The sequence below is a fragment of the Limnospira indica PCC 8005 genome (assembly GCF_000973065.1).
Classification (GTDB): domain Bacteria; phylum Cyanobacteriota; class Cyanobacteriia; order Cyanobacteriales; family Microcoleaceae; genus Limnospira; species Limnospira fusiformis.
Window position 1 is genome coordinate 5,406,166 of sequence record NZ_FO818640.1, and the last position, 21,681, is coordinate 5,427,846.

Annotated in this window: 18 protein-coding genes; 10 read left to right on the forward strand and 8 right to left on the reverse strand. The window is 45.6% G+C overall.

The genetic code is table 11. The features are described from left to right. Positions 1-138 precede the first annotated feature (138 nt). The 4 genes from XZ46_RS30925 (at position 139) to XZ46_RS23835 (ending at position 5,008) form a co-directional block, all read left to right on the forward strand. Positions 139-753 (forward strand): IS607 family transposase, encoded by a 615-nt coding sequence (locus XZ46_RS30925; RefSeq protein WP_071829390.1) that lies wholly within the window; start codon positions 139-141, stop codon positions 751-753. Continuing rightward, the gene (locus XZ46_RS23825; protein WP_230428123.1) at positions 716-1,825 is read left to right on the forward strand and encodes an RNA-guided endonuclease InsQ/TnpB family protein; all 1,110 of its coding nucleotides are present in this window, start codon (positions 716-718) and stop codon (positions 1,823-1,825) included. The genes XZ46_RS30925 and XZ46_RS23825 overlap by 38 nt, the downstream gene beginning before the upstream one ends. 85 nt (positions 1,826-1,910) lie before the next feature. Beyond that, on the forward strand, positions 1,911-4,610 hold the full coding sequence (gene topA, locus XZ46_RS23830; RefSeq protein WP_008055247.1) for a type I DNA topoisomerase: 2,700 nt from the start codon (positions 1,911-1,913) through the stop codon (positions 4,608-4,610). 128 nt (positions 4,611-4,738) lie between these two features. Further along, complete coding sequence (locus tag XZ46_RS23835) at positions 4,739-5,008, forward strand: hypothetical protein (RefSeq protein WP_006623548.1); 270 nt, start codon at positions 4,739-4,741, stop codon at positions 5,006-5,008. Between the two features lie 399 nt (positions 5,009-5,407). Here XZ46_RS23835 and XZ46_RS23840 read toward each other — a convergent pair whose 3' ends face one another. The 5 genes from XZ46_RS23840 to XZ46_RS23855 all read right to left on the reverse strand — a co-directional run bounded on the left by XZ46_RS23840 (position 5,408) and on the right by XZ46_RS23855 (position 9,388). After that, positions 5,408-6,700 (reverse strand): M16 family metallopeptidase, encoded by a 1,293-nt coding sequence (locus XZ46_RS23840; RefSeq protein WP_008055245.1) that lies wholly within the window; start codon positions 6,698-6,700, stop codon positions 5,408-5,410. A gap of 91 nt (positions 6,701-6,791) precedes the next feature. Then, positions 6,792-7,148 carry an RNA-guided endonuclease InsQ/TnpB family protein gene (locus tag XZ46_RS37070; RefSeq protein WP_071533561.1) on the reverse strand — a complete coding sequence of 119 codons (357 nt, stop codon included), beginning with the start codon at positions 7,146-7,148 and terminating at the stop codon, positions 6,792-6,794. Continuing rightward, positions 7,105-7,752, reverse strand: coding sequence for an RNA-guided endonuclease InsQ/TnpB family protein (locus XZ46_RS23845; protein ID WP_006669314.1), 648 nt, complete (start codon positions 7,750-7,752; stop codon positions 7,105-7,107). The genes XZ46_RS37070 and XZ46_RS23845 overlap by 44 nt, the downstream gene beginning before the upstream one ends. 162 nt (positions 7,753-7,914) lie before the next feature. After that, complete coding sequence (locus tag XZ46_RS23850) at positions 7,915-8,721, reverse strand: ABC transporter permease (RefSeq protein ID WP_008055302.1); 807 nt, start codon at positions 8,719-8,721, stop codon at positions 7,915-7,917. Continuing rightward, a complete protein-coding gene (locus XZ46_RS23855; RefSeq protein ID WP_008055301.1) occupies positions 8,711-9,388 on the reverse strand; it encodes an ABC transporter ATP-binding protein in 678 nt (225 codons plus the stop codon). Before XZ46_RS23855 ends, XZ46_RS23850 begins: the two co-directional genes overlap by 11 nt. Before the next feature lie 200 nt (positions 9,389-9,588). On the opposite strand from XZ46_RS23855, the gene XZ46_RS30935 reads away from it, so the two are divergent. The 3 genes from XZ46_RS30935 to XZ46_RS23875 all read left to right on the forward strand — a co-directional run bounded on the left by XZ46_RS30935 (position 9,589) and on the right by XZ46_RS23875 (position 14,449). Beyond that, entirely contained in the window at positions 9,589-11,526 is a 1,938-nt protein-coding gene (locus XZ46_RS30935; RefSeq protein WP_228116407.1) for an EAL domain-containing protein, read from the forward strand. Between the two features lie 40 nt (positions 11,527-11,566). Then, entirely contained in the window at positions 11,567-13,813 is a 2,247-nt protein-coding gene (locus XZ46_RS23870) for an FUSC family protein (protein WP_008055298.1), read from the forward strand. 186 nt (positions 13,814-13,999) lie between these two features. Then, entirely contained in the window at positions 14,000-14,449 is a 450-nt protein-coding gene (locus XZ46_RS23875; protein ID WP_228116408.1) for a hypothetical protein, read from the forward strand. A 165-nt stretch (positions 14,450-14,614) separates the two neighbouring features. Here the strand turns inward: XZ46_RS23875 and miaA are convergent, their stop codons facing one another. Then, positions 14,615-15,580 carry a tRNA (adenosine(37)-N6)-dimethylallyltransferase MiaA gene (miaA, locus tag XZ46_RS23880; protein WP_008055296.1) on the reverse strand — a complete coding sequence of 322 codons (966 nt, stop codon included), beginning with the start codon at positions 15,578-15,580 and terminating at the stop codon, positions 14,615-14,617. A 121-nt stretch (positions 15,581-15,701) separates the two neighbouring features. Between miaA and gyrB the strand changes: the two genes are divergently transcribed. Further along, positions 15,702-17,639 carry a DNA topoisomerase (ATP-hydrolyzing) subunit B gene (gene gyrB / locus XZ46_RS23885; RefSeq protein ID WP_008055288.1) on the forward strand — a complete coding sequence of 646 codons (1,938 nt, stop codon included), beginning with the start codon at positions 15,702-15,704 and terminating at the stop codon, positions 17,637-17,639. A gap of 91 nt (positions 17,640-17,730) precedes the next feature. Here the strand turns inward: gyrB and XZ46_RS23890 are convergent, their stop codons facing one another. Continuing rightward, positions 17,731-18,135: an LCIB family protein gene (locus XZ46_RS23890; RefSeq protein ID WP_157883472.1), complete on the reverse strand. Its 405-nt coding sequence runs from the start codon at positions 18,133-18,135 to the stop codon at positions 17,731-17,733. A gap of 504 nt (positions 18,136-18,639) precedes the next feature. Between XZ46_RS23890 and XZ46_RS30945 the strand changes: the two genes are divergently transcribed. Together XZ46_RS30945 and XZ46_RS23900 are read left to right on the forward strand one after the other, a co-directional pair. Next, the gene (locus XZ46_RS30945) at positions 18,640-19,254 is read left to right on the forward strand and encodes an IS607 family transposase (protein WP_071829392.1); all 615 of its coding nucleotides are present in this window, start codon (positions 18,640-18,642) and stop codon (positions 19,252-19,254) included. Then, positions 19,217-20,326, forward strand: a complete 1,110-nt coding sequence (locus XZ46_RS23900) for an RNA-guided endonuclease InsQ/TnpB family protein (RefSeq protein ID WP_230428125.1) — start codon at positions 19,217-19,219, stop codon at positions 20,324-20,326. The genes XZ46_RS30945 and XZ46_RS23900 overlap by 38 nt, the downstream gene beginning before the upstream one ends. Before the next feature lie 10 nt (positions 20,327-20,336). On the opposite strand, the gene clpX is transcribed toward XZ46_RS23900, so the two are convergent. Then, a complete protein-coding gene (gene clpX, locus XZ46_RS23905) occupies positions 20,337-21,680 on the reverse strand; it encodes an ATP-dependent protease ATP-binding subunit ClpX (RefSeq protein WP_006623564.1) in 1,344 nt (447 codons plus the stop codon). Position 21,681: the final 1 nt, after the last annotated feature.

The following is a 21,681-nucleotide window of genomic DNA, read 5'->3' on the forward strand; positions in this document are numbered from 1 at the left end:
AGGGGATGGAGGTGACTCCATTCTCGACCCCTAATGGTGTTGCCTAAACAGTCCGACAAGAGCATGATTTAATCTCAAATTAGGTTAATATTTTAGGGCAATATGGTATAAGAAGCGAGAAGAGTTGAGGATCAACCTATTGCCAGATATGTCAAACCCAAGGAAGCGGCCCAAATCCTTGGAGTCCATGAAAGAACACTCCGCAGATGGGACGAAAATGGCTCAATCGAGACCATCAGAACCCCCGCTGGGCAACGACGATACAACGTTGAGTCATATTCTGATTCCATATCAGGCAGTGACAAACGCAAAGTCGTTATCTATGCCAGAGTTAGTAGCCGCGCCCAGCAGTCAGACCTCAACCGACAGGTGGCCGCACTGTCCAACCTCTACCCCGAAGCAGAAGTCGTCTCAGAAATCGGAGGCGGGCTCAACTTCAAGGGAAAGGGAAAGAAAATGCTGGCCTTACTGGGACAAGTCTTGTCAGGAGATGTCGGCATGGTTGTCGTTGCCCACCCAGACCGATTGGCAATATGGGGATTTGACTGGTTTCGATGGCTCTGTGAGCAAAACAGGTGCTCACTCATGGTTCTCAACGAGACAAGTCTCAGTCCAGAACCAGAAATGGTTGAGGACATCCTCGCCATCCTCCACTGCTTCAGTTCCCGATTATACCGACGGAGTAAATACAAAACTCAGGTCAAAGAAGATCCGGATTTACCCCAGCCCAGAGCTAAATCAAGTCTGGCGTAAATGGCTGGCTGCTTGTCGGTATTGCTACAACCAAGCAATTGCATTATCTAGGAGTGGTAAACGACTAAGCAAACTGAAATTACGCAATAAAGTGATGCAGAGTGACTTACCCGAATGGGTCAAAGAAACACCCTGCCACATTCGGCAAAATGCCATCTTTGATGCCTATCAGGCTTTGACCGCCAGTCCTGATGCCAGGTTTAGAAGTTGTCGTGACAGCTCTCAAGGGATTAAGTTCAATAATACTAATTTCTCTTCAGGGAGTTGGTATCCAAGACTAACGAAAGGATTAACTTTCATGGTTTCCGAAGCTATCCCTAAAACTTGCGGGCAAGGGACTCAGTTGGTGTTTACCAAAGGTCGATGGTTTGCGGTGTTTCCTGAACCTGTGGCCGTTACCCAAACTGAAGCGAATGGCGTAATTGCATTAGACCCGGGTGTGCGAACTTTCATAACCGGGTTTGATGGCTCTCGGTTTCTGGAATTTGGCTCCGGGGATATTGGACGCATTACTAGGCTATGTCAACATTTGGATGATTTGATGAGCCGAATCGCCAAGGAACCCTGTCGTTCAAGGAGGCGACGGATGAGGCAAGCGGCTCAACGAATGAGAACCAAAATCCGCAATCTAGTTGATGAAGCCCACAAACAAATTGCTCACTACTTGACTCACAACTACAGCCTAATTTTTTTGCCCACCTTCGAGACTTCCGATATGGTTGCCAAAGCAAAGCGGAAAATCAGGTCTAAGACTGCCCGCGCCATGCTGACATGGGCGCATTATCGATTCAAACTAACCCTGAGACATCAAGCCGAGATAACTGGAACCACAGTTGTAGATGTGACGGAAGAATACACCAGCAAAACCTGTACTCACTGTGGTCATGTGCATTCCCAGCTAGGTGGCTCAAAAGTGTTCCGATGTCCTGAGTGTGGGTTCACTCTACCCAGGGACTGGAACGGTGCTTTTGGAATCTTTCTAAAAGCTTTGCGGGATACCGCCTCTGTTACCTTAACGGATAATAGTGCTATCGTCGCATTGTCAGGCAATAGCCGGATAAATGTCGCGTAAATGTATCAGAAAAAGATAAATTCTGGTCTCCCCCAAACCAGGGCCAGACCCCAAGTCCAGTTTGCTGCTATACGAAAAAGCTGCTATGTCAACTTTAGTTATCGTTGAATCACCGACCAAAGCCCGGACTATTCGTAACTTCTTACCGAAAGACTATCAGGTAGAAGCCTCAATGGGTCATATCCGGGATTTACCACCCTCTGCTGATGAAATTCCCGAAGAGTACAAGGGGAAAACATGGGCAGGGCTAGGGGTAAACGTGGAAGGTAATTTTGAGCCTATTTATGTAATCCCCAAAGATAAGCAGAAAGTGGTCAAAGAACTCAAAAAAGCGCTTAAACAAGCGACAGAGTTAGTTCTAGCCACCGACGAAGACCGAGAAGGGGAAAGTATTAGCTGGCACTTGTTGCAGGTGCTAAAACCGAAAATTCCCACCCGGCGTATGGTCTTCCATGAAATCACCTCGGAAGCCATACTCTCAGCCCTAGAACATTGCCGAGACTTAGATGAACAACTGGTTCACGCCCAGGAAACCCGGCGGATACTCGATCGCCTCTATGGTTATACACTGTCACCACTGCTGTGGAAAAAAATCGCCCGAGGCTTGTCAGCGGGTCGGGTGCAGTCTGTAGCCGTAAGATTGATAGTAAACCGAGAGAGGGAACGTCGCGCCTTCCGACAGGGAGGATATTGGGATCTAAAAGCCTTGCTGGAACAAGGTAAAACCGAGTTTGAGGCGAAACTAATTACCCTAAATGGGGTAAAGGTAGCCACAGGTAGCGACTTCGATGAAAGCACTGGTAGAATCGCCGAGGGGCGTAATGTAGTCCTACTAGACTCAGACCAAGCCCAAGCGCTCAAGGAGAGACTGAGGGAGAAACTCTGGTCTGTCAGCAATATTGACCAACGCTCAGTTACTCGCAAACCCGCGCCGCCATTTACCACATCGACTCTGCAACAGGAAGCTAACCGGAAACTCAGACTTAGCGCCCGTCAGACTATGCAGGTGGCTCAAGGACTCTATGAGCGTGGTTATATTACTTATATGCGGACTGACTCTGTACATTTATCAGAGCAAGCCATAGTAGCTGCTAGAAACTGCGTTGAGCAGAAATATGGCAAAGAGTACCTGAGTCCGAAACCACGCCAGTACACGACCAAAAGTAAGGGCGCTCAAGAAGCCCACGAAGCTATCCGCCCGGCTGGAAGTTATTTCCGTACTCCCCAGGAAACTGAGTTAAGTGGTAATGACTTGAAACTTTATGACTTAATTTGGAAGCGGACCGTTGCTTCTCAGATGGCTGACTCTCGCCAAACTAATATCTCTGTTGACTTACAGGTGGAAGATGCAGGTTTTCGGGCGACGGGGAAACGTATTGATTTCCCTGGGTTTTTGCGGGCTTATGTAGAGGGGTCTGATGATCCTGATGCGGCTTTGGAAAATCAAGAAGTACCTCTACCACCTCTAAAAGTAGGTCAACATCCTGATTGTAAGGATTTGGAGGCAGTGGGACATGAAACCCAACCTCCGGCACGCTTTACAGAAGCATCTTTGGTCAAAACTCTGGAAAGTGAGGGGGTAGGTCGTCCGAGTACCTACGCGAGTGTCATTGGTACGATTATCGATCGCGGTTATGCTCAAATTAAGGGCAATGCTCTGATTCCTACTTTTACGGCTTTTGCCGTTAATAGCCTCCTGGAGAAACATTTTCCCGATTTGGTGGATATCCGTTTCACCGCTCGCATGGAGAATACTCTTGATGAAATAGCCACTGGACAGGCGGACCAGTTGCCTTATTTGCAACAGTTCTATTCCGGTGACGGGGGGCTGGAAAATCAGGTTAAGGAACAGGAAAGCCAAATTGATGCTAAGGTAGCCCGAACTATTGAATTGGAAAATTTGGGTGATGCTACTGATGGCATGACTTACCGTTTGTGTTTGGGTCGCTTTGGGCCTTATATTGAGGCACAGAAGGATGAGGAGATTATTACTGCTTCCATTCCTCAAGACCTGACTCCTGCTGACCTGACTCCTGAGTTAATTCAGGAGTTGATTGGACAAAAGACGGAGGGACCGGAAAAGCTGGGAGTTCATCCAGAAGCAGGGGAACCGATTTTTATGTTAATTGGTCCCTATGGTCCTTATGTGCAGTTGGGGGAAGAGTCGGAAACTAATAAGAAGCCGAAACGGGTCTCCCTTCCCAAGGGACTGGAAAAGGATGCGGTGACTTTGGATGTGGCTGTATCGCTTTTGTCTTTACCTCGCCTTTTGGGACTGCATCCCGAAACGGGGGCTAAGGTTAAGGCTGCTATTGGTCGCTTTGGTCCTTATGTGGTTCATGAAAGTAAGGAGGCTAAGGATTATCGCTCTATCAAGGCTCCTGATGATGTCTTGACTATTACTTTTGAGCGGGCTTTGGAACTTCTGGCTCAACCTAAGGTGGGACGCAGGGGGGCTAAAAAAACTCTTACTCCCCTGCGAGAGTTGGGAGAACATCCGGAAGATGGAGAACCTCTCAATATCTATGATGGTCGCTATGGTCCCTATATTAAGCATGGCAAAATTAATGCTTCTTTGCCTAAAGAACAGGCGATCGAAACTTTCACCCTAGAACAGGCTCTGGAACTCTTAAAGGCTAAGGCGGCTTCTGGGTCGAAGTCTAAGTCGAGGTCGAAGTCTACTAGCAGTACCACTGCCAAAAAGTCCACTACTGCCAAAAAGTCCACTACTGCCAAAAAGTCCACTACTAGGAAAAAATCCAGCACTAAGGGGGAAACGGAATAAGTTTTGACATCCCCGAAAGGACTGATATAATGGGAGAATGGGCGGGTTGTATCGACTAGCGATCGCCAATAGGGATGCTGCCGAAACTCGCCTATGACCCTGTGAGTTGATGGGAATGGGGATTTATTATGTGGAAATATATCATCACGGCTTTGGTGGCTTTAGAATTGGTCTTGCTGAGTTCGTTTTGGTCTCCGGCTGCGGCGACGATTAATGATACAGAATCCTATATTTGGGATTATGCCTATGGCGGTAGTAGTCAATTGGTCTGTAAACAGGTCATTTTTCACCCGATAGGGGAACCTGTACCGGCTCATGAATCACTCACCCAACCGGCTACCCTACGATCGCATATTGTTGACAGCAGCCACTGTAAAAGCGTCAGTAAACCCAGTTAAATAGACGGTCTCAAATCGGAAACCATCAATTAAGGGGTCGATTCAGGTTGACCCCACAGGGTGATTTGTTGCCTGACCCAAAAATAAGTTTGGCTAATTGATACGGCTCAAATATATGGGATTTTTAAAATATTGTTAAGATTTGATACGTTTTTGTTGATAAAAAGTGGCAAAAAGTTGACGAGATTATCGGGGTTGTGGTAACATTGAGGAAACCGATACCAAGGGGCTATTGTGTCTTGATGCACCAATAAAGGCTGAAACCCCGATTCTCTGGCGATTAAAGTTATTTTTTGAGGGAAAACTGAAACTGGCGATGCACGAGTTTTGAGGATGAGTGGGGCTAGGGTTTTTAGACATCTTGACAAAATGGCGATTTTGTGCATGGCAGAGAATATGTTAGTGGGAGTAGGAAAAAGGGGTGACGATCGCCTGTGGACCGACCAAGACGAGGTAAGGTTGACAGAAGTATTTTTGAGATATTTCTAGGACTTGTGGAACTGTGACCGAGGCGACATCAATTTGAAATTGCTGGTCGAAGTCAATACCCAATTCTAGGGTTTCATACCATCCGTAAATTTGGGCGAGTTGGCTGTTAGTTTGCTTTCCGAGGGCATATTGTCCTAGTAGTTTATTTTTAGCGACCTGGAGTTCTTCTTCTGTGAGGGGGGTGTTGGTAAGTCGGTCTACTTCGGCGCGTAGTCCGTCAATAGCGATCGCAGTATTATTAGGGGCAGTACCCATATACACGACAAATTGGGAAGCATCTAGGCGGGTAGGATAGAAAGCCGAGACATCATAGGCTAGTCCCCGCTTTTCGCGTAATTCGACGAAGAGGCGACTGGATAGACCATTACCCAAATAGGTGTTCATGACTTTGAGGGTGGCATAATCCTCGTGATAGACCGAGGCGGCGAGGTATCCTAGCATAATTACAGATTGCTGGGTTTCCTGGGGTGCGATCGCCTTGTGGGGGTTAGAGATGATTGTTGGTAGGGTGAGTTTGGGGAGGGGAGTCGGGGGTGCTTTCCAGTCTCCAAAGCATCTCTGTATGTGGCTTAGGGCTTTCTCTAGGGTAATGCGTCCCGCTAGGGAAATAATCAGATTATCTGGGCGAAAATAGGTCTGATGAAATTCCTGTAAGTCGGCGCGGGTAATTTGACTTACCGTTTCTTCGGTTCCGAGGCCGGAAATAGCATAGGGATGGTTTTGATACATTCCCCGTCGTAGATGGTCGAAAGCTACGGAAAATGGTTGTTCTTTCTGGGCTCTAATACCTTGAATGGTGATGCGGCGTTCCAGTTCTATTTCCGCTTCGGGAAAAGATGGGGCGCGCAAGAGTTGGGCGACTAACTCCAAAATATCCTCAAAGTCACCAGAAACGGTTTTGATACCGACGAGGAAATAGTCGGAGGAGGTGTCCGCGCTAACCCTCGCCCCAACTGACTCGACTCTTTCGGCAATTTCTAGGGATGACAGGCTTTCTGTCCCTTTGGTCATGACGGCGGCGAGGAGGTGAGAGAGTCCGGCTTGGTGTGGTGGTTCCCAACGGGTCCCAGTCCTCAAAAATAAACGGGTCGCGATAATGTCCGCCGCCGGGTTTTCAGTGACTAACAGGATAATACCGTTATCTAAAACATAGCGATGAACGTTCTGGGTATCTGAGAATGATGGGGTTAGGGTTTGAGTCACGGCTGCCTATGATGATGAAATGCGATCGCAGTTGATGCCAGGATCTTTTTTGACACTCCCCGCGAGTCACGCGACGGGGATTCTTGGTTCATCAACCGGACTTAACTGAGCAGGATTTTTCCAACCCAGCCAGAGGCCCGCTCTCCCCAAGCGTATAACTTCCCGTGTGCCCCACGGTAGTTAGTCCCAGGCGCAGGATATTGATGGCCGCATTCACATCTCGGTCAGCCTCATAGCCGCAATGCGGACAGTGGTGGGTTCTGACTGAGAGTGCCTTCTTGACTCGTTGGCCGCAGCTTGAGCAATCCTGGCTCGTATATTGGGGAGGAACGGCAATCGTTACCTTCCCGTACTTCCTGCCAAAATACTCCAACCAACAGCGAAATATTGACCATCCTGCATCACTAATCGACTTGGCTAGATGCCGATTGCGTACTAACCCTTTCACATTCAAGTCTGCCTTCGGCGCGCCGCTTCGCGTCTACGTAGGCAACCAAATCGTTAGATTGGATGACGCAGTAGGCGATGCTCTTCGCCCACTCATTACGCTGCCTACTTACCCTTAAATGCTTCCGGGCGTATCGGTTCCTAGCCCTGTGATAGTTCCCGGACTGTGGTTTTGCCCCCTTGCGGTACTTTCTGGACTTCTCTCGATTGGCCTTGTTCAACCGCCTTTCAGACTTGCGATAGAACTGCGGTGCTTCCACCACACTGCCATCAGAGGTTTTGTACTCCACCGAGCGGGAATGCTTTTTGAACCTGGGGAATCCTACGGGCTTAATGCCCTTTTTGCAGTTGTCGTAGAACCGACTGATTGAACTCCAGGCCCGTTCTGCTGAAGCCTGACGAGCCATGGAGTTGAGTTTCTTGGCAAAGGGAAACTCCTCAGCTAACGCTTTGCAGAGTTTGCTAAGGTCGTATTTGCCGACATCTTGGCTATCCATCCAATAGCGCAACGCCTTATTACGGACAAACTGAGCCGTCCGTATAGCGTCGTCTATAGCGGTAGCCTGGGCAGGCTTTACCCGTGCTTTGAACTCAAGTACAATCATTTTCCCTTATATTAGCATATCTGGCGCAAGAATGCGGCTAAAGCCGCCGTTGCTTTTCATCCCTGGGCTAAAGCCACAGGGCTTTCAAGCTATCGTCTATTCACGTAACACAAAATTAGGAGATTTCAGAAGTGGTGATAGTCGTTCCATGATAACAACTGCTCATTTTTTGGTGATCTGATAAAGGCGATCGCTTAGGAGTTGGTGACTGGGACTGAATAGGGCTAACCAGGCTAGTATGACGACTCCGAGAGTTCCGAGGGCGCTGGCGGAGGCGATCGCAAAGATAATCACAATCTGATAGCGTACAGCATCAAGGGGGCTGGCTCCGGCTAAAATTTGACCAGTCATCATACCGGGTAAACTAACTACACCCATAACCATCATAGAGTTAATCATAGGTATCATGCCGGTTCGGACTGCGGTCTGAATTTGTTTATGGCTGGCTTCCCACCTGGTAGCACCTAGGGCGAGTAGGGTTTCAATGCCATTACGGTTACTGACGACTCCTTCCATAAACCTGTCTAAGCCTAAAGAAATTCCGTTTAATGTGTTTCCGAGGATCATTCCCAACAGAGGGATTAAATATTGGGGATTGTACCAAGGTTGTACTTGAATGATGCCGATGACTGATAGGTTGGTGATTAAAAGGGCTGATACTAATACTGACAGTAAACTCCGCCAATAGATTCCCGCAAAACGGCGCGATGTTCGGTTTACTGCTGATATTCCGGCTATGGCTGCCATTAATAGGGCGATCGCTAATACTACCCAGGGGTTATCCAGGGCGAATAACCATTCTAAGATATAGCCCACCAACAATAATTGTACTACGCAACGCAGTGAGGCTATGGCGAGGGAGCGTTCTAAGCCTAGGCGTAATTGTAGGGATAGGGCGACGTTGATGATAATTAATAAAACTGATGCGCCTAGTTGTCCATAACTGAGGGAAAGGTAATCATCCGACATATTCAGAAAGGATAAGTTGTTGATTGGTAACTCGTTGAATTTGCTGGGGGTCGTGGCTAGTCCAAATACAAGCGCGTTGAGGGTTCGCCGCCAACCAGGAGGCGATCGCCTTTTCCACTTTTTGGGTGGTGTCCGGGTCTAAAGATGCTGTACATTCGTCTAATAATAAAAGGGTGGGTTCTAGTTGTAGCGATCGGATAATTGCCACAATTTGACTTTCTCCCCCTGATAGGTTGGCGGCGGGTTGGTAGAGAAACTCCGGGTGTCGGTTGAAGGTTTCGAGTAGGTCTCGGACTCGGTGAGGGTCATAGCGACGGTGGGAGTTAACCGCCAGTTGATAGACTGCCTTTAGGTTGGCTTCTACGCTACCCTCGAACATGATGGGGCGTTGATGTAGGTAAATGACTTGTGAGCGGTACAGGGGCAAATTCCAGGCGCTCAGGGAGCGATCTAAATATCTGATTTCTCCTTCCCCTAGGGGGTCAAGGCAGGCGATCGCTCTCAATAATAAACTTTTTCCGGTTCCCGTCGCACCGACTAAGCCTAATTGTATGCCCGGTTCTAGTTCAAACGATAAATCACGCCATAGCCACCTGGTTGGTTGCTCTGTGGTTTGGGAAGGTTGTATTTTTTGACAGCCGATTTTGATGGCTTCCAGAATTGCCATTGCTCAACACCAACAAGGTTGTCTCTGGCTAACTGTTGAGTTCAACAGATGTAACCAGAGGTAATTGATAGTGATTAATTATTCCTGGGGATGGGTAAACTGTCAACTATTGGTCTCTAGGCAGAAGATTGGGCAGATTTTGGTATGGGGTTGCTACTATCTATTATATGATAGACTGAATTAAAATGAATCACCAGAAAATGAAGTTTGTTGCAGCGTTTAGTAGTTGCTTAATTATATCTATGCAGTTAGGGGTGTATGCTGCCCCGGCTACAACTACAGAGAATCTAGTTCGCGTGGGGATATATGAAAATAAACCCAAGATTTTTATTGATGAAAGTGGTAAACCTGCGGGGTTCTGGGTAGATTTACTTAACCCTATAGCAAGGAGGCAAAATTGGCAGTTGCAGTATATCCCCTGTGAGTGGAATCAATGCCTAGAATTACTGGAGGAAGGACAACTTGATTTAATGGTAGATGTGGCTCACTCAGAAGAACGCGATCGCCGTTTTAACTTTAACCAAGAAGTTGTTTTACACGCTGCTGATGGCAGTTATTTATATGTGACTACCTCCCGTGAAATATTGCTAGGATATACCCCAGAGGAACTGATTGCCAAAAATCCCACTGATATTTTACAACCAGACCAATTATATCCGGTATCTCTGGAATCTTCCCTAAATATTTTACCGGGAATATCTCGTCCAATAATTTATCGAATCCGCCAAAAAAATGGACAATATATCTGGTTAGAAACTCTCACCAAAGTGATTTTAGATGACCAAGGAGAGGTCAGACATTTACAGAGTACATCTAGGGATATTAGCGATCGCATTCAAGCACAAGAACAGTTAAAATATGATGCCCTCCATGACGGTTTAACCGGACTTCCTAACCGTAATCACCTCATGGCGCGTCTAGATATGGCTTTAAAACGAGCCAAAAATAATCCTAATTTGCAGTTAGCCATCCTGTTTTTAGATTTAGACAATTTCAAGGTTATTAATGATAGCTTGGGTCATTTAATGGGCGATAAAATGCTGTCATTAGTCGCAAAAATCATCCAAGATCTAGTCAGAGATACTGATTTATTGGCGCGGTTAGGAGGGGATGAATTTGTGATTATCTTAGAAGATTTAGAGGCGACCAATGAGGCGATACTGGTAGCAGAACGAATTTTAGAAAGTCTGCGATCGACACCTTTACAAGTAGGGGAAAGAGACGTATTTGTAAATAGTAGTATTGGCATAGTTTTGCGGACAAACCGCCACGAAAAAGCCGAGGATTTACTCAGGGATGCCGATTTAGCCATGTATCGAGCCAAACATGAAGGACGGGGGAGATATGCTATCTTTGACCCGCTGATGCACTTCCAAGCTGTCCAACAAATGCACCTAGAAAATGACCTCCGCAAAGCCATAGAAAACAATCAGTTAGTTTTATATTATCAACCCATTGTTAATATCAAAAACCAGAGGATTCATGGGTTGGAAGCATTGGTGCGTTGGCAGCATCCAGAAAGGGGTCTTTTAGCTCCTGGTCACTTCATTAACATTGCCGAAAATACTGGTTTAATCATACCCATGGGAAGATGGTTATTACACACAGCTTGTCAACAATTAGCCGAGTGGGAAAATCAATTTCCCCACCATTTTTTAAAGATGAGTGTGAATCTTTCCGTTAAACAATTAGATATTTTTTTACTAGAACAACTTGACGAAGTGCTAAATAATTATAATTTGAAACAGAATAGCTTAGTCCTGGAAATTACCGAGAGTATGCTAGTGGCTAATATTGAAAAAACCTGTGATTTACTCAACCAAATTAAAGCCAAAGGTATTGGTTTAAGTATTGATGACTTTGGCACAGGTTATTCTTCCCTTAGCTATTTGCATCAGTTACCTGTTAATAGTCTCAAAATTGACCGTTCTTTTGTCAGTCCCGCCAATTTGAGTGACCGCCACCAGGTGATTGCCAAATCCATTATAGCTTTAAGTAAATTACTGAAACTTCATGTAATTGCTGAAGGTGTGGAAACACCCGAACAATTCCACTGGCTGAAAAAACTCGGTTGTGAAGCCGCCCAAGGTTATTTATTTTCTCGACCTGTTCCGGCTAGTGACATCACGGAGTTATGATCTCAAAAATTCTTGTGTATTCCTGAGAGTAAATATTCTGATGAATTTAGCAAATAATCACCTGTTTAATTTTCTGCTTAAATTTGAAAAAAATATCGAAGCATACCGAGGTATTCGCGCGGGTATAGCTTTAGCATTTCCTCTAGTAATCGGTCGGTTAATGGGTTATCCAGAGACGGGATTTTATATAGGTTTGACAGGGGTATTTTTTATTTTAGGGGCGGTGGGTGGCCCTTATAAAATTCGGGCAAAAACAGCGATCGCTACCCTGTTAGCAGGTCTTTTAGCTATTGGTTTGGGAACTTTGGTATCCCATATTATTTGGCTAAAATTACTGATGACCTTTTTGTGGATGTTTGCGGTAGGATATGCTGCAGTTTACGGACATCCTGGGATAATGACGGGAATTGTGACTGGGATTTTATTTCTGTTTACTATTCATACTCCCCCAGGAGATATCATAGTAGCCGGAGAAAGGATGTTGATTGGTTTGGTGGGAGGAATTTGGGCGATCGCTTTATGGTTCATTTTTTGGCCCCTACAACCTTATCTCCCCCTCAAAAAAGCCATAGCTGACTGTTATACGGCGATCGCTGATTATATACAAGTAGTTTTAAGTAATTCTACCAGTCTATCTGTCTCCGAATTACAGCAAGTTAAAGGATGGCGAGAAAAACTACAACTGGCTAAAGATGCTTTAGTCATCAACCGCCAAGGTCGCCGAGGTACTTCCGAAATCGGACAAGCTGCAGTCATCTTGATTCAAGATATTGAATACTTGATGACCGCTATCTCTACCTTAATTAAGTTATCGGGAATCCATCGACAAAATTCCGAAAATATCACCGTAAAAATATTGTTAAATGAGGCTTTTAAAGAAATAGTCATTAACCTGGAAAATTTAGTCCAAAAAATCCGCAATCAACCAGCTAAATTCAACTGTGATCGTCTCAAACAAATTACCCAAGCCCTAGATGAACAACAATCTTTTCAACGTCAAACTATTGGTAATCAGGTAGATGCTTATGTGAGTTTAATTTCTCTTGTCCGGTTAGTCGAAGCCTTAAATAGGTTGATTTCTCTACTGGAAAGAACCTATTTAGTCGTCGAGGAAATGAAACCCACTACTATTCCAGGAGAAAATAACTCGGAATTATCCGAAATAACTATATTGTTAGAAAAAGGTGATCAACCCTGGTTTCAACCTCTGTTAGATAACTTGAGTTTCGATTCTGCTATCTTCCGTCATGGACTCAGACTAGCTATTGCTACATCAGTAGCAGTGGCGATCGCTACTATTGAATCTATCCCCAGAGGCTTCTGGATTAGTTTAACTGTATTATTGGTTTTACAGCATGATTTTGGTAGCACATTTCGCCGCTTTTTTCAACGAATTTTAGGCACAGTTTTGGGTGCGTTAATGACCCCTATATTAACTGTGTTTATTTACACCCAAGCAGGCTTAGAAGCCATTGCTATTGTGTCCGTTTCCGTGGCTTTCTCCTTACTCAGGTTTAACTATGGAGTAGCCGTTTTTTTGATTACTGTATATGCTGTAACTCTCGAACAAAGCCGAACTTTTGAGAATGCTTGGATCGCGACTCTGCGAGTGATTGCTACTTTAATTGGTTCTGGGTTAGCTTTTATGGCTGCATTCTTTCTATTTCGCGATCGCCAGGAACAACAATTCTGGAGACTAGCCACTAATGCTATTAGCTGTAGTCGGGATTATTTCCAGATAGTCATGATGTCTTACTTGTCTAATAAATCTCCCGATTATCAGGCTATCAATAAACAGCGCCACCAGAATAGACTCGCTCAATTTAACGCCCAAATTTCTCTACAAAAACTCATTGATGACCCGCAAACTTCCCAACTCCAAATTGAAATAGCTTTAACTCTGATGACTAACTTAACTCGGTTCAGTCGCGCTATCACTGTTCTAATTGACCAATTAAATGATTTTAGTGGTACAGACCCTCACCCAGAATTAGAAACCTTTGTCAGTCGCATTGATTTGGGGTTGTCACAATTGGAAACTTCCCTAAAATCTCAAAGTCCTCTCCCCCCTATTCCCGATACAGTTACGCCATCGCAACAGTTTCAGCTTTACCTCAAGGGTCTACAACAAAAACGCTTAATCGAATTGGCGAACCGCGAAGATGAAACCCCCACCCGTCAAGTTTTACTGGACTATAGTATTGTGGCTTTAGAAATAGAGGAAATGGCAGATTATCTACAGGGTATGTATCACGCCGTTTCTCAATTGTCATGGCGATCGCTATAGCTACGGGAGGAATTGACATAGTTAGATTTTCCCGCTAGGTATCAAGACAATCGCGGGTATCAATACCTATAAAATCACCAAATTTCTACCTTATGATAGATACAAAATAGCCCATAATTTGTGATTCTAAATGATAGATAAACTTATTTTTTGTCTACAATTGCAGTTAATTTAATGGGTTTTTTGATGAAACGATTGTCTGATTTTATGAAGTCTCTGAGATTAGATCATTTGGTGACGGTGTTAATGGCGGTGACTTTACTATTGGTGACAGCAGCTTGTAGCAACACTGAAACTGCTAGTTACAATAATTCACAAGCGGATCAGTATCAGGAAGATGTAGCAGAAAACTTGAGTGATTTTCGTCAGGAACTTGAAGACCTAGCCGCAGAAGTACAGACTAAGGTGGAAGAGGCTGCGGGTGTAGTTAAGGAAGAAGGTGGAGATATGACTAAGGAAGCCAAGCGACAATTAGAAGATGCTGCTGATGTAGTTAAGCAGGAAGGTGGAGATATGACTAAGGAAGCCAAACGACAATTAGAAGATGCTACCGATGTGGTTAAGGAAAAGGTGGGAGAGGCTAAAAAGTCTGCACAACGGACTATTGAGGATGTTTCTGATGCGGCGGATAGCTAATATAGTGGGCTAAAATACTTATAGCCTAGTGAATCTGTTTGTCCGCCACTAAAACTCAATCACTTGTGATACAATTGGAGGGTGATGTAATTCTCTCCTTGTTTTCCAAGTTACTCCTCATTTATCCTCAAGTTAGGGTGAGTGAGGGGCTTTAATCTCTATAGGTTAATGATAAGTTAAAAAACGGTTAATAGTTTCCCAAACTTGGTCTATTAAGTTGGTACTATCAGCATCAAACCAGTGAATTTGAGGAATAGCCTTAAACCAGGTGTTTTGTCGTTTAGCAAATTGGCGAGTATGCAAAACTGTCAATTCTTTGGCGGTGGCGAGGGTAATATCGCCAGCTAGGTATTGGCTAATCTCTTGATAGCCTAAAGTTTTCAATAGGGGTAAATCTTTACCGTAGCGATCGCCTAAACGTTGCACTTCCGCCACCAAGCCAGATTCTATCATAGCCTCGGTGCGATCGCAGATGCGACGGGTGAGGGTAAGTGGGTCTTGACAGGTTAGACCCAACTGCAAAATCGGGTAATTAGGGGGGTTTTCTCCTTGTTGGGCTGAGATGGTTTGTCCCGTGACATAATAAACTTCTAAGCCTCTGAGGGTGCGTACAGCATCATTAGGGTGAATTTTTTGGGCGGCGACAGGATCAACTTGCTGTAAAAGGCTGTATGCGAAAGGTTGACCCAAAGCCGTGAGTTGCGATCGCAATTGGGGATGTGGTGGAACTCTGGGAATTTTCAAACCAGCGGCGATCGCCTTAATATATAACCCAGTTCCTCCCACCAGAAGTAAAGGCTTACCCCGTGGCGCTAATATATGGGATTGGCCAATTAACTGATTAGCCCGATCCTGATAATCTGCTAGAGTTAGGGTTTCCGTCGGATCGCAGATATCAATCAGATAATGGGGGACTTGTTCCCTTTCTGCTAAAGTAGGTTTAGCAGTTCCGATGTCAAACTCCCGGTATACTTGGCGTGAGTCCGCACTGAGAATCACCGTTTCCAGGCGTTTAGCCAAAGTTAACGCCAAACCCGATTTTCCCGTAGCCGTCGCGCCACAAACCACAATCACCCCAGTTGGAGGAGTGAAAAGTTGCTCATCGTCGATTGTATGATTGGTATATCCCATATCCAAACTTTAATTTAGCCTGCCCTAATCTCGTCTATAACCCTTTTGTGTTACAATTTTGGCTATATTTATCATTTTTGAAGCCCCTGGGCTTCAGCGCCATTATTGGAGCAGTTTTTAGATGACCAGCACGTACTCAGCAGACCAGATCCAAGTTCTTGAAGGTCTTGAAGCAGTCCGCAAACGTCCGGGGATGTATATTGGTTCTACCGGACCGCGCGGCCTTCACCACTTAGTTTATGAGGTTGTTGATAACTCCGTTGATGAGGCGTTAGCTGGCTATTGCACGCACATCGAAGTTGAGATCAACCCAGATAACTCCGTCAGAGTAACTGACGATGGTCGAGGTATCCCCATTGACACCCACTCCAAAACGGGCAGATCAGCCCTAGAAACCGTAATGACTGTTCTCCATGCAGGAGGAAAGTTCGGCGGCGGTGGCTATAAGGTATCAGGCGGCTTACACGGGGTGGGTATCTCCGTTGTGAACGCTCTATCAGAATGGGTGGAAGTAACAGTATTACGAGACCACAAACGATACGTTCAACGCTACGAGCGAGGGGTTCCGGTCACAGAACTAGAGGAACACTCTAGCAAAGAAACCCAAACGGGAACTTCTGTCTGCTTTAAACCCGATACCAAGATTTTCACCACGGGGATAGAGTTTGAATATGATACCATTGCCAGCCGTTTAAGGGAACTGGCTTATCTGAATGCAGGAGTACGCATTACTCTCACCGATAACAGGCTGGAGTTACTCAAACGGGAAGAGGCTAAGGTTGAGAGTTACTGTTACGAGGGGGGCATTAAGGAATATGTTACCTACATGAACCGGGAAAAGCAGGCTCTCCACGAAGATACTATTTATGTGTCTGGTGAACGCAATAATGTTCAGGTGGAAGTGGCTCTACAGTGGTGTGTTGATGCCTACAGCGACACGATTTTGGGTTTTGCTAACAATATCCGCACCGTTGATGGTGGTACCCATTTGGAAGGGCTGAAAACTGTTCTGACTCGCACCATGAATGCGATCGCCCGTAAGCGTAATAAGATTAAGGATAATGAGCCTAACCTGGGGGGGGAAAATGTCCGGGAAGGTTTGACTGGGGTGATTTCTGTTAAGGTTCCTGACCCGGAATTTGAGGGACAAACCAAAACTAAGCTGGGAAATACCGAAGTTCGCGGAATTGTCGATTCCCTGGTCGGCGAGGTTCTGACTGAGTTTCTGGATTTTAACCCTAATGTGGCTGATGCCATTTTAGAGAAGGCTATTCAGGCTTTTAAGGCGGCGGAAGCAGCACGGCGCGCGCGGGATTTGGTGCGCCGCAAATCTGTGTTAGAATCTTCTCCGTTACCAGGAAAGTTGGCAGACTGTAGCAGCCGTGACCCGGAAGAGTCGGAAATCTTTTTGGTTGAGGGAGATAGTGCGGGTGGTAGCGCTAAACAAGGACGCGATCGCCGTACTCAGGCGATTTTACCCCTGCGTGGTAAGATTCTGAACATTGAGAAAACCGATGATGCGAAAATCTACAAAAATAATGAGATTCAATCACTAATTACCGCTTTGGGATTGGGTATTAAGGGGGAGGAGTTTGACCCGTCTCAGTTGCGCTATCACAAAGTGATCATTATGACTGATGCTGATGTTGATGGCGCTCATATTCGGACTTTGCTGTTAACCTTTTTCTATCGCTATCAGCGAGAGTTGGTTGCTCAGGGTTTTATTTATATCGCCTGTCCGCCTCTTTATAAGGTGGAACGGGGACGCAATCACTACTATTGCTATAATGAGCAACAATTGCAGCAACAATTGGCGGAGTTCCCCGATAATGCTAATTACACCATCCAACGCTTTAAAGGGTTGGGGGAAATGATGCCGAATCAACTCTGGGACACAACGATGAACCCGGAAACTCGCAGCATTAAACGGGTGGAAATTGAGGATGCGGCGGAGGCTGACCACATCTTTACCGTGTTAATGGGCGATCGGGTTGCGCCTCGTCGCCAGTTTATCGAGGATCATGCTCCTCGTTTGGATATCACTGATTTGGATATCTAATTTTCCCGCCGCCTGAGAACTGATGTGCTGAGTTTTTCAAAGCGATCGCATCAGTTCTTTCCAGTTCACCCGTGGGTTAGCTGCTATCAACCTACAAAAATAGGTTTTTCTTGCCTCCTGGTAACTGAGAACTAACTAGATAAAAATCATGGGGATAAATCCAATGAGTATCCATCGGGCCGTGAATCTGAATCCCCGTCATAACCCCATAATTAAACACGAAATTATCCACCAGAGATAACAACTTTTCTACATCTTCTGAAATAATTTTACTAGCCAACTGAGTCATTTCTACTAGATTAGGTTTATCCCCATATTTAAGCGCCGAAATGATTTTTTGACGGATGATAGATTGCTCAATATCCTGCATATCCGTCATTAATTGCAGATAACCAGATTCTAACTCCTTAACAATTGCTTCTAAAGCACCACAAGCATGGGAAGCCTTATCTATTCCCGACCGATAAACTTTGCCGATTTCTCCATGTTTAGAAATGGCAAAAGGTAGTTAATATTCATCAGTGTTAAAAATTATAGGTTTGGGGGAGTGCTAAGTCAATTTTTGGGATTATCGCTGTCTGAGTCTATGCACAAAATTAGTTTTTTGTCAAGAGGGTAAATTTGGAAAGACCCTAAATTACTGAAAACTCGTGCATCGCCAGTTTTAAAATCTGGTCAGCAAATTATCAAGTGGGCGACGCAATGGGGGTTTTAGCCTCTATTTTTGGCATTAGACACAGTAAGCCCTTGGGTGCTATTTCTTATATGGTACTACAACCCCTATAATTTCGTCAACCTTTTGCCAGTAATTATCAATAAAATCGTAACAATTCTTAACAGTAATTAGGCAGCCCCCTGTAAGGAAGCCAATGGGAGTTAGGTTCAAGAACTCATTTTTGGATCTTCCTTAAACCAGAGAGAGAGCATGATTTAATCTCAAATTAGGTTAATATTTTAGGGCAATATGGTATAAGAAGCGAGAAGAGTTGAGGATAAACCTATTGCCAGATATGTCAAACCCAAGGAAGCGGCTCAAATCCTTGGAGTCCATGAAAGAATACTCCGCAGATGGGACAAAAATGGCTCAATCGAGACCATCAGAACCCCCGCTGGGCAACGACGATACAACGTTGAGTCATATTCTGATTCCATATCAGGCAGTGACAAACGCAAAGTCGTTATCTATGCCAGAGTTAGTAGCCGCGCCCAGCAGTCAGACCTCAACCGACAGGTGGCCGCACTGTCCAACCTCTACCCCGAAGCAGAAGTCGTCTCAGAAATCGGAGGCGGGCTCAACTTCAAGGGAAAGGGAAAGAAAATGCTGGCCTTACTGGGACAAGTCTTGTCAGGAGATGTCGGCATGGTTGTCGTTGCCCACCCAGACCGATTGGCAATATGGGGATTTGACTGGTTTCGATGGCTCTGTGAGCAAAACAGGTGCTCACTCATGGTTCTCAACGAGACAAGTCTCAGTCCAGAACCAGAAATGGTTGAGGACATCCTCGCCATCCTCCACTGCTTCAGTTCCCGATTATACCGACGGAGTAAATACAAAACTCAGGTCAAAGAAGATCCGGATTTACCCCAGCCCCGAGCTAAATCAAGTCTGGCGTAAATGGCTGGCTGCTTGTCGGTATTGCTACAACCAAGCAATTGCATTATCCCGGAGTGGTAAACGACTAAGCAAGTTAAAGTTACGCAATAAAGTGATGCAGAGTGACTTACCCGAATGGGTCAAAGAAACACCCTGCCACATTCGGCAAAATGCCATCTTTGATGCCTATCTCGCCTTTTCAGCCAGTCCTGATGCCAGGTTTAGAAGTTGTCGTGACAGCTCTCAAGGGATTAAGTTCAATAATACTAATTTCTCTTCAGGGAGTTGGTATCCAAGACTCACGAAAGGATTAACTTTCATGGTTTCCGAACCCATCCCTAAAACTTGCGGGCAAGGGACTCAGTTGGTGTTTACCAAAGGTCGATGGTTGGCGATTTTCCCTGAACCAGTTGCCGTTACCCCAACTGAAGCGAATGGCGTAATTGCATTAGACCCGGGTGTGCGAACTTTCATAACTGGGTTTGATGGCTCTCGGTTTCTGGAATTGGGCTCCGGGGATATTGGACGCATTACTAGGCTATGTCAACATTTGGATGATTTGATGAGCCGAATCGCCAAGGAACCCTGTCGTTCAAGAAGGCGACGGATGAGGCAAGCGGCTCAACGAATGAGAACTAAAATCCGGAATTTAGTGGATGAAGCCCACAAACAAATTGCTCACTACTTGACTCACAACTACAGCCTAATTTTTTTGCCCACCTTCGAGACTTCCGATATGGTTGCCAAGGTGAAGCGTCTAATCAGGTCTAAGACTGCCCGAGCCATGCTGACATGGGCGCATTATCGATTCAAACTAACCCTGAGACATCAAGGGGAAATAACTGGAACCACAGTTGTAGATGTGACGGAAGAATACACCAGCAAAACCTGTACTCACTGTGGTCATGTGCATTCCCAGCTAGGTGGCTCAAAAGTGTTCCGATGTCCTGAGTGCGGGTTCACTCTACCCAGGGACTGGAACGGTGCTTTTGGAATCTTTCTAAAAGCTTTGCGGGATACCGCCTCTGTTACCTTAACGGGTAATAGTGCTATCGTCGCATTGTCAGGCAATAGCCGGATAAATGTCGCGTAAATGTATCAGATTAAGCGGATTCGGGCTTAGGCAATGAGGAAGGGTGGACGAGCAATTCAGCGGTCGATCGCTTTTCAACCATTTCCTGAGTAACCATACATCGTTTAACATCTTTACGGGAAGGCAGCTCATACATAACGTCTAGCATCAACTCTTCCACGATACCGCGCAAAGCACGAGCGCCAGTTTTACGGCGGAAGGCTTCTTGAGCGATCGCCCGAATAGCGTCAGCGTCAAACTCCAGATGCACATTATCCATACGCAGCAATTTTTGATATTGTTTAACCAAAGCGCTGCGGGGTTCCGTGAGAATTGACATCAAAGTTTTCTCATCCAGAGGATCGAGAACTGCCACCATAGGAATACGACCGATCAACTCTGGAATTAAGCCAAACTTAACCAAATCATTAGGCTCGATACCTTTGAGAGCTTCTGCATCTTTTTTGTCTTTGTCTGGGGTGACTTCTTGGCCGGAGTGGACAAAGCCCATAGACTTTTTACCGCTTCTTTGCTCAATAATTTTCTCAAGCCCTACAAAAGCGCCGCCGCAAATAAATAGGATGTTGCTAGTATCAATTTGAATGCAATCTTGATAAGGATGCTTACGACCCCCTTGGGGAGGAACATTAGCAGTAGTTCCCTCCAGCATTTTTAATAACGCTTGCTGGACACCTTCACCGGAGACATCTCTAGTAATGGAGGGGTTTTCACTCTTACGGGCAATTTTATCGATTTCATCGATATAGACAATGCCGCGCTGGGCTTCTTCCACATCAAAATCAGCCACTTGTAGGAGTCGCAGGAGGATATTTTCTACATCTTCCCCAACATAACCCGCCTCAGTGAGGGTGGTAGCGTCAGCGACCGCAAAGGGAACATCCAGCATTTTAGCGAGAGTTTCCGCCAATAGAGTTTTACCGCACCCAGTGGGACCAATTAGCAAAATATTGGATTTTTGCAGTTCGATCTGATCATCACCTTGTCTATGACCTGGGATAAAGCCTAGACGCTTGTAGTGGTTGTAAACAGCCACTGACAGGACTTTTTTGGCATCATCCTGACCAATGACATGATGATCTAGGTAGGCCTTAATTTCCCTCGGTTTAGGAATTTGATTTAAGGCGACTCGACTGGGAGTGTGGCGACGTTTAGGGCTAGGGGCTGCTTGGGGGCGGGGAGCCTGGGGAGTGGGAGGAGCTGAATTGGGGTCAAATAGCTCCTCGTCCAAAATTTCGTTACACAGTTCCACGCATTCATCGCAGATGTAGACTCCTGGCCCTGCAATTAACTTGCGAACCTGCTCCTGGGACTTGCCACAGAAGGAACACTTCAAATGGGAGTCGTACTTAGACATA

Bases quoted from the DNA above. Each gene is read 5' to 3' on its own strand.
- topA (WP_008055247.1), top strand. From the start codon at position 1,911: ATGTCAACTTTAGTTATCGTTGAATCACCGACCAAAGCCCGGACTATT.
- XZ46_RS23835 (WP_006623548.1), top strand. From the start codon at position 4,739: ATGTGGAAATATATCATCACGGCTTTGGTGGCTTTAGAATTGGTCTTG.
- XZ46_RS23845 (WP_006669314.1), bottom strand. From the start codon at position 7,752: ATGATTGTACTTGAGTTCAAAGCACGGGTAAAGCCTGCCCAGGCTACC.
- XZ46_RS23850 (WP_008055302.1), bottom strand. From the start codon at position 8,721: ATGTCGGATGATTACCTTTCCCTCAGTTATGGACAACTAGGCGCATCA.
- XZ46_RS23855 (WP_008055301.1), bottom strand. From the start codon at position 9,388: ATGGCAATTCTGGAAGCCATCAAAATCGGCTGTCAAAAAATACAACCT.
- XZ46_RS30935 (WP_228116407.1), top strand. From the start codon at position 9,589: ATGAAGTTTGTTGCAGCGTTTAGTAGTTGCTTAATTATATCTATGCAG.
- XZ46_RS23870 (WP_008055298.1), top strand. From the start codon at position 11,567: ATGAATTTAGCAAATAATCACCTGTTTAATTTTCTGCTTAAATTTGAA.
- XZ46_RS23875 (WP_228116408.1), top strand. From the start codon at position 14,000: ATGAAACGATTGTCTGATTTTATGAAGTCTCTGAGATTAGATCATTTG.
- miaA (WP_008055296.1), bottom strand. From the start codon at position 15,580: ATGGGATATACCAATCATACAATCGACGATGAGCAACTTTTCACTCCT.
- gyrB (WP_008055288.1), top strand. From the start codon at position 15,702: ATGACCAGCACGTACTCAGCAGACCAGATCCAAGTTCTTGAAGGTCTT.
- clpX (WP_006623564.1), bottom strand. From the start codon at position 21,680: ATGTCTAAGTACGACTCCCATTTGAAGTGTTCCTTCTGTGGCAAGTCC.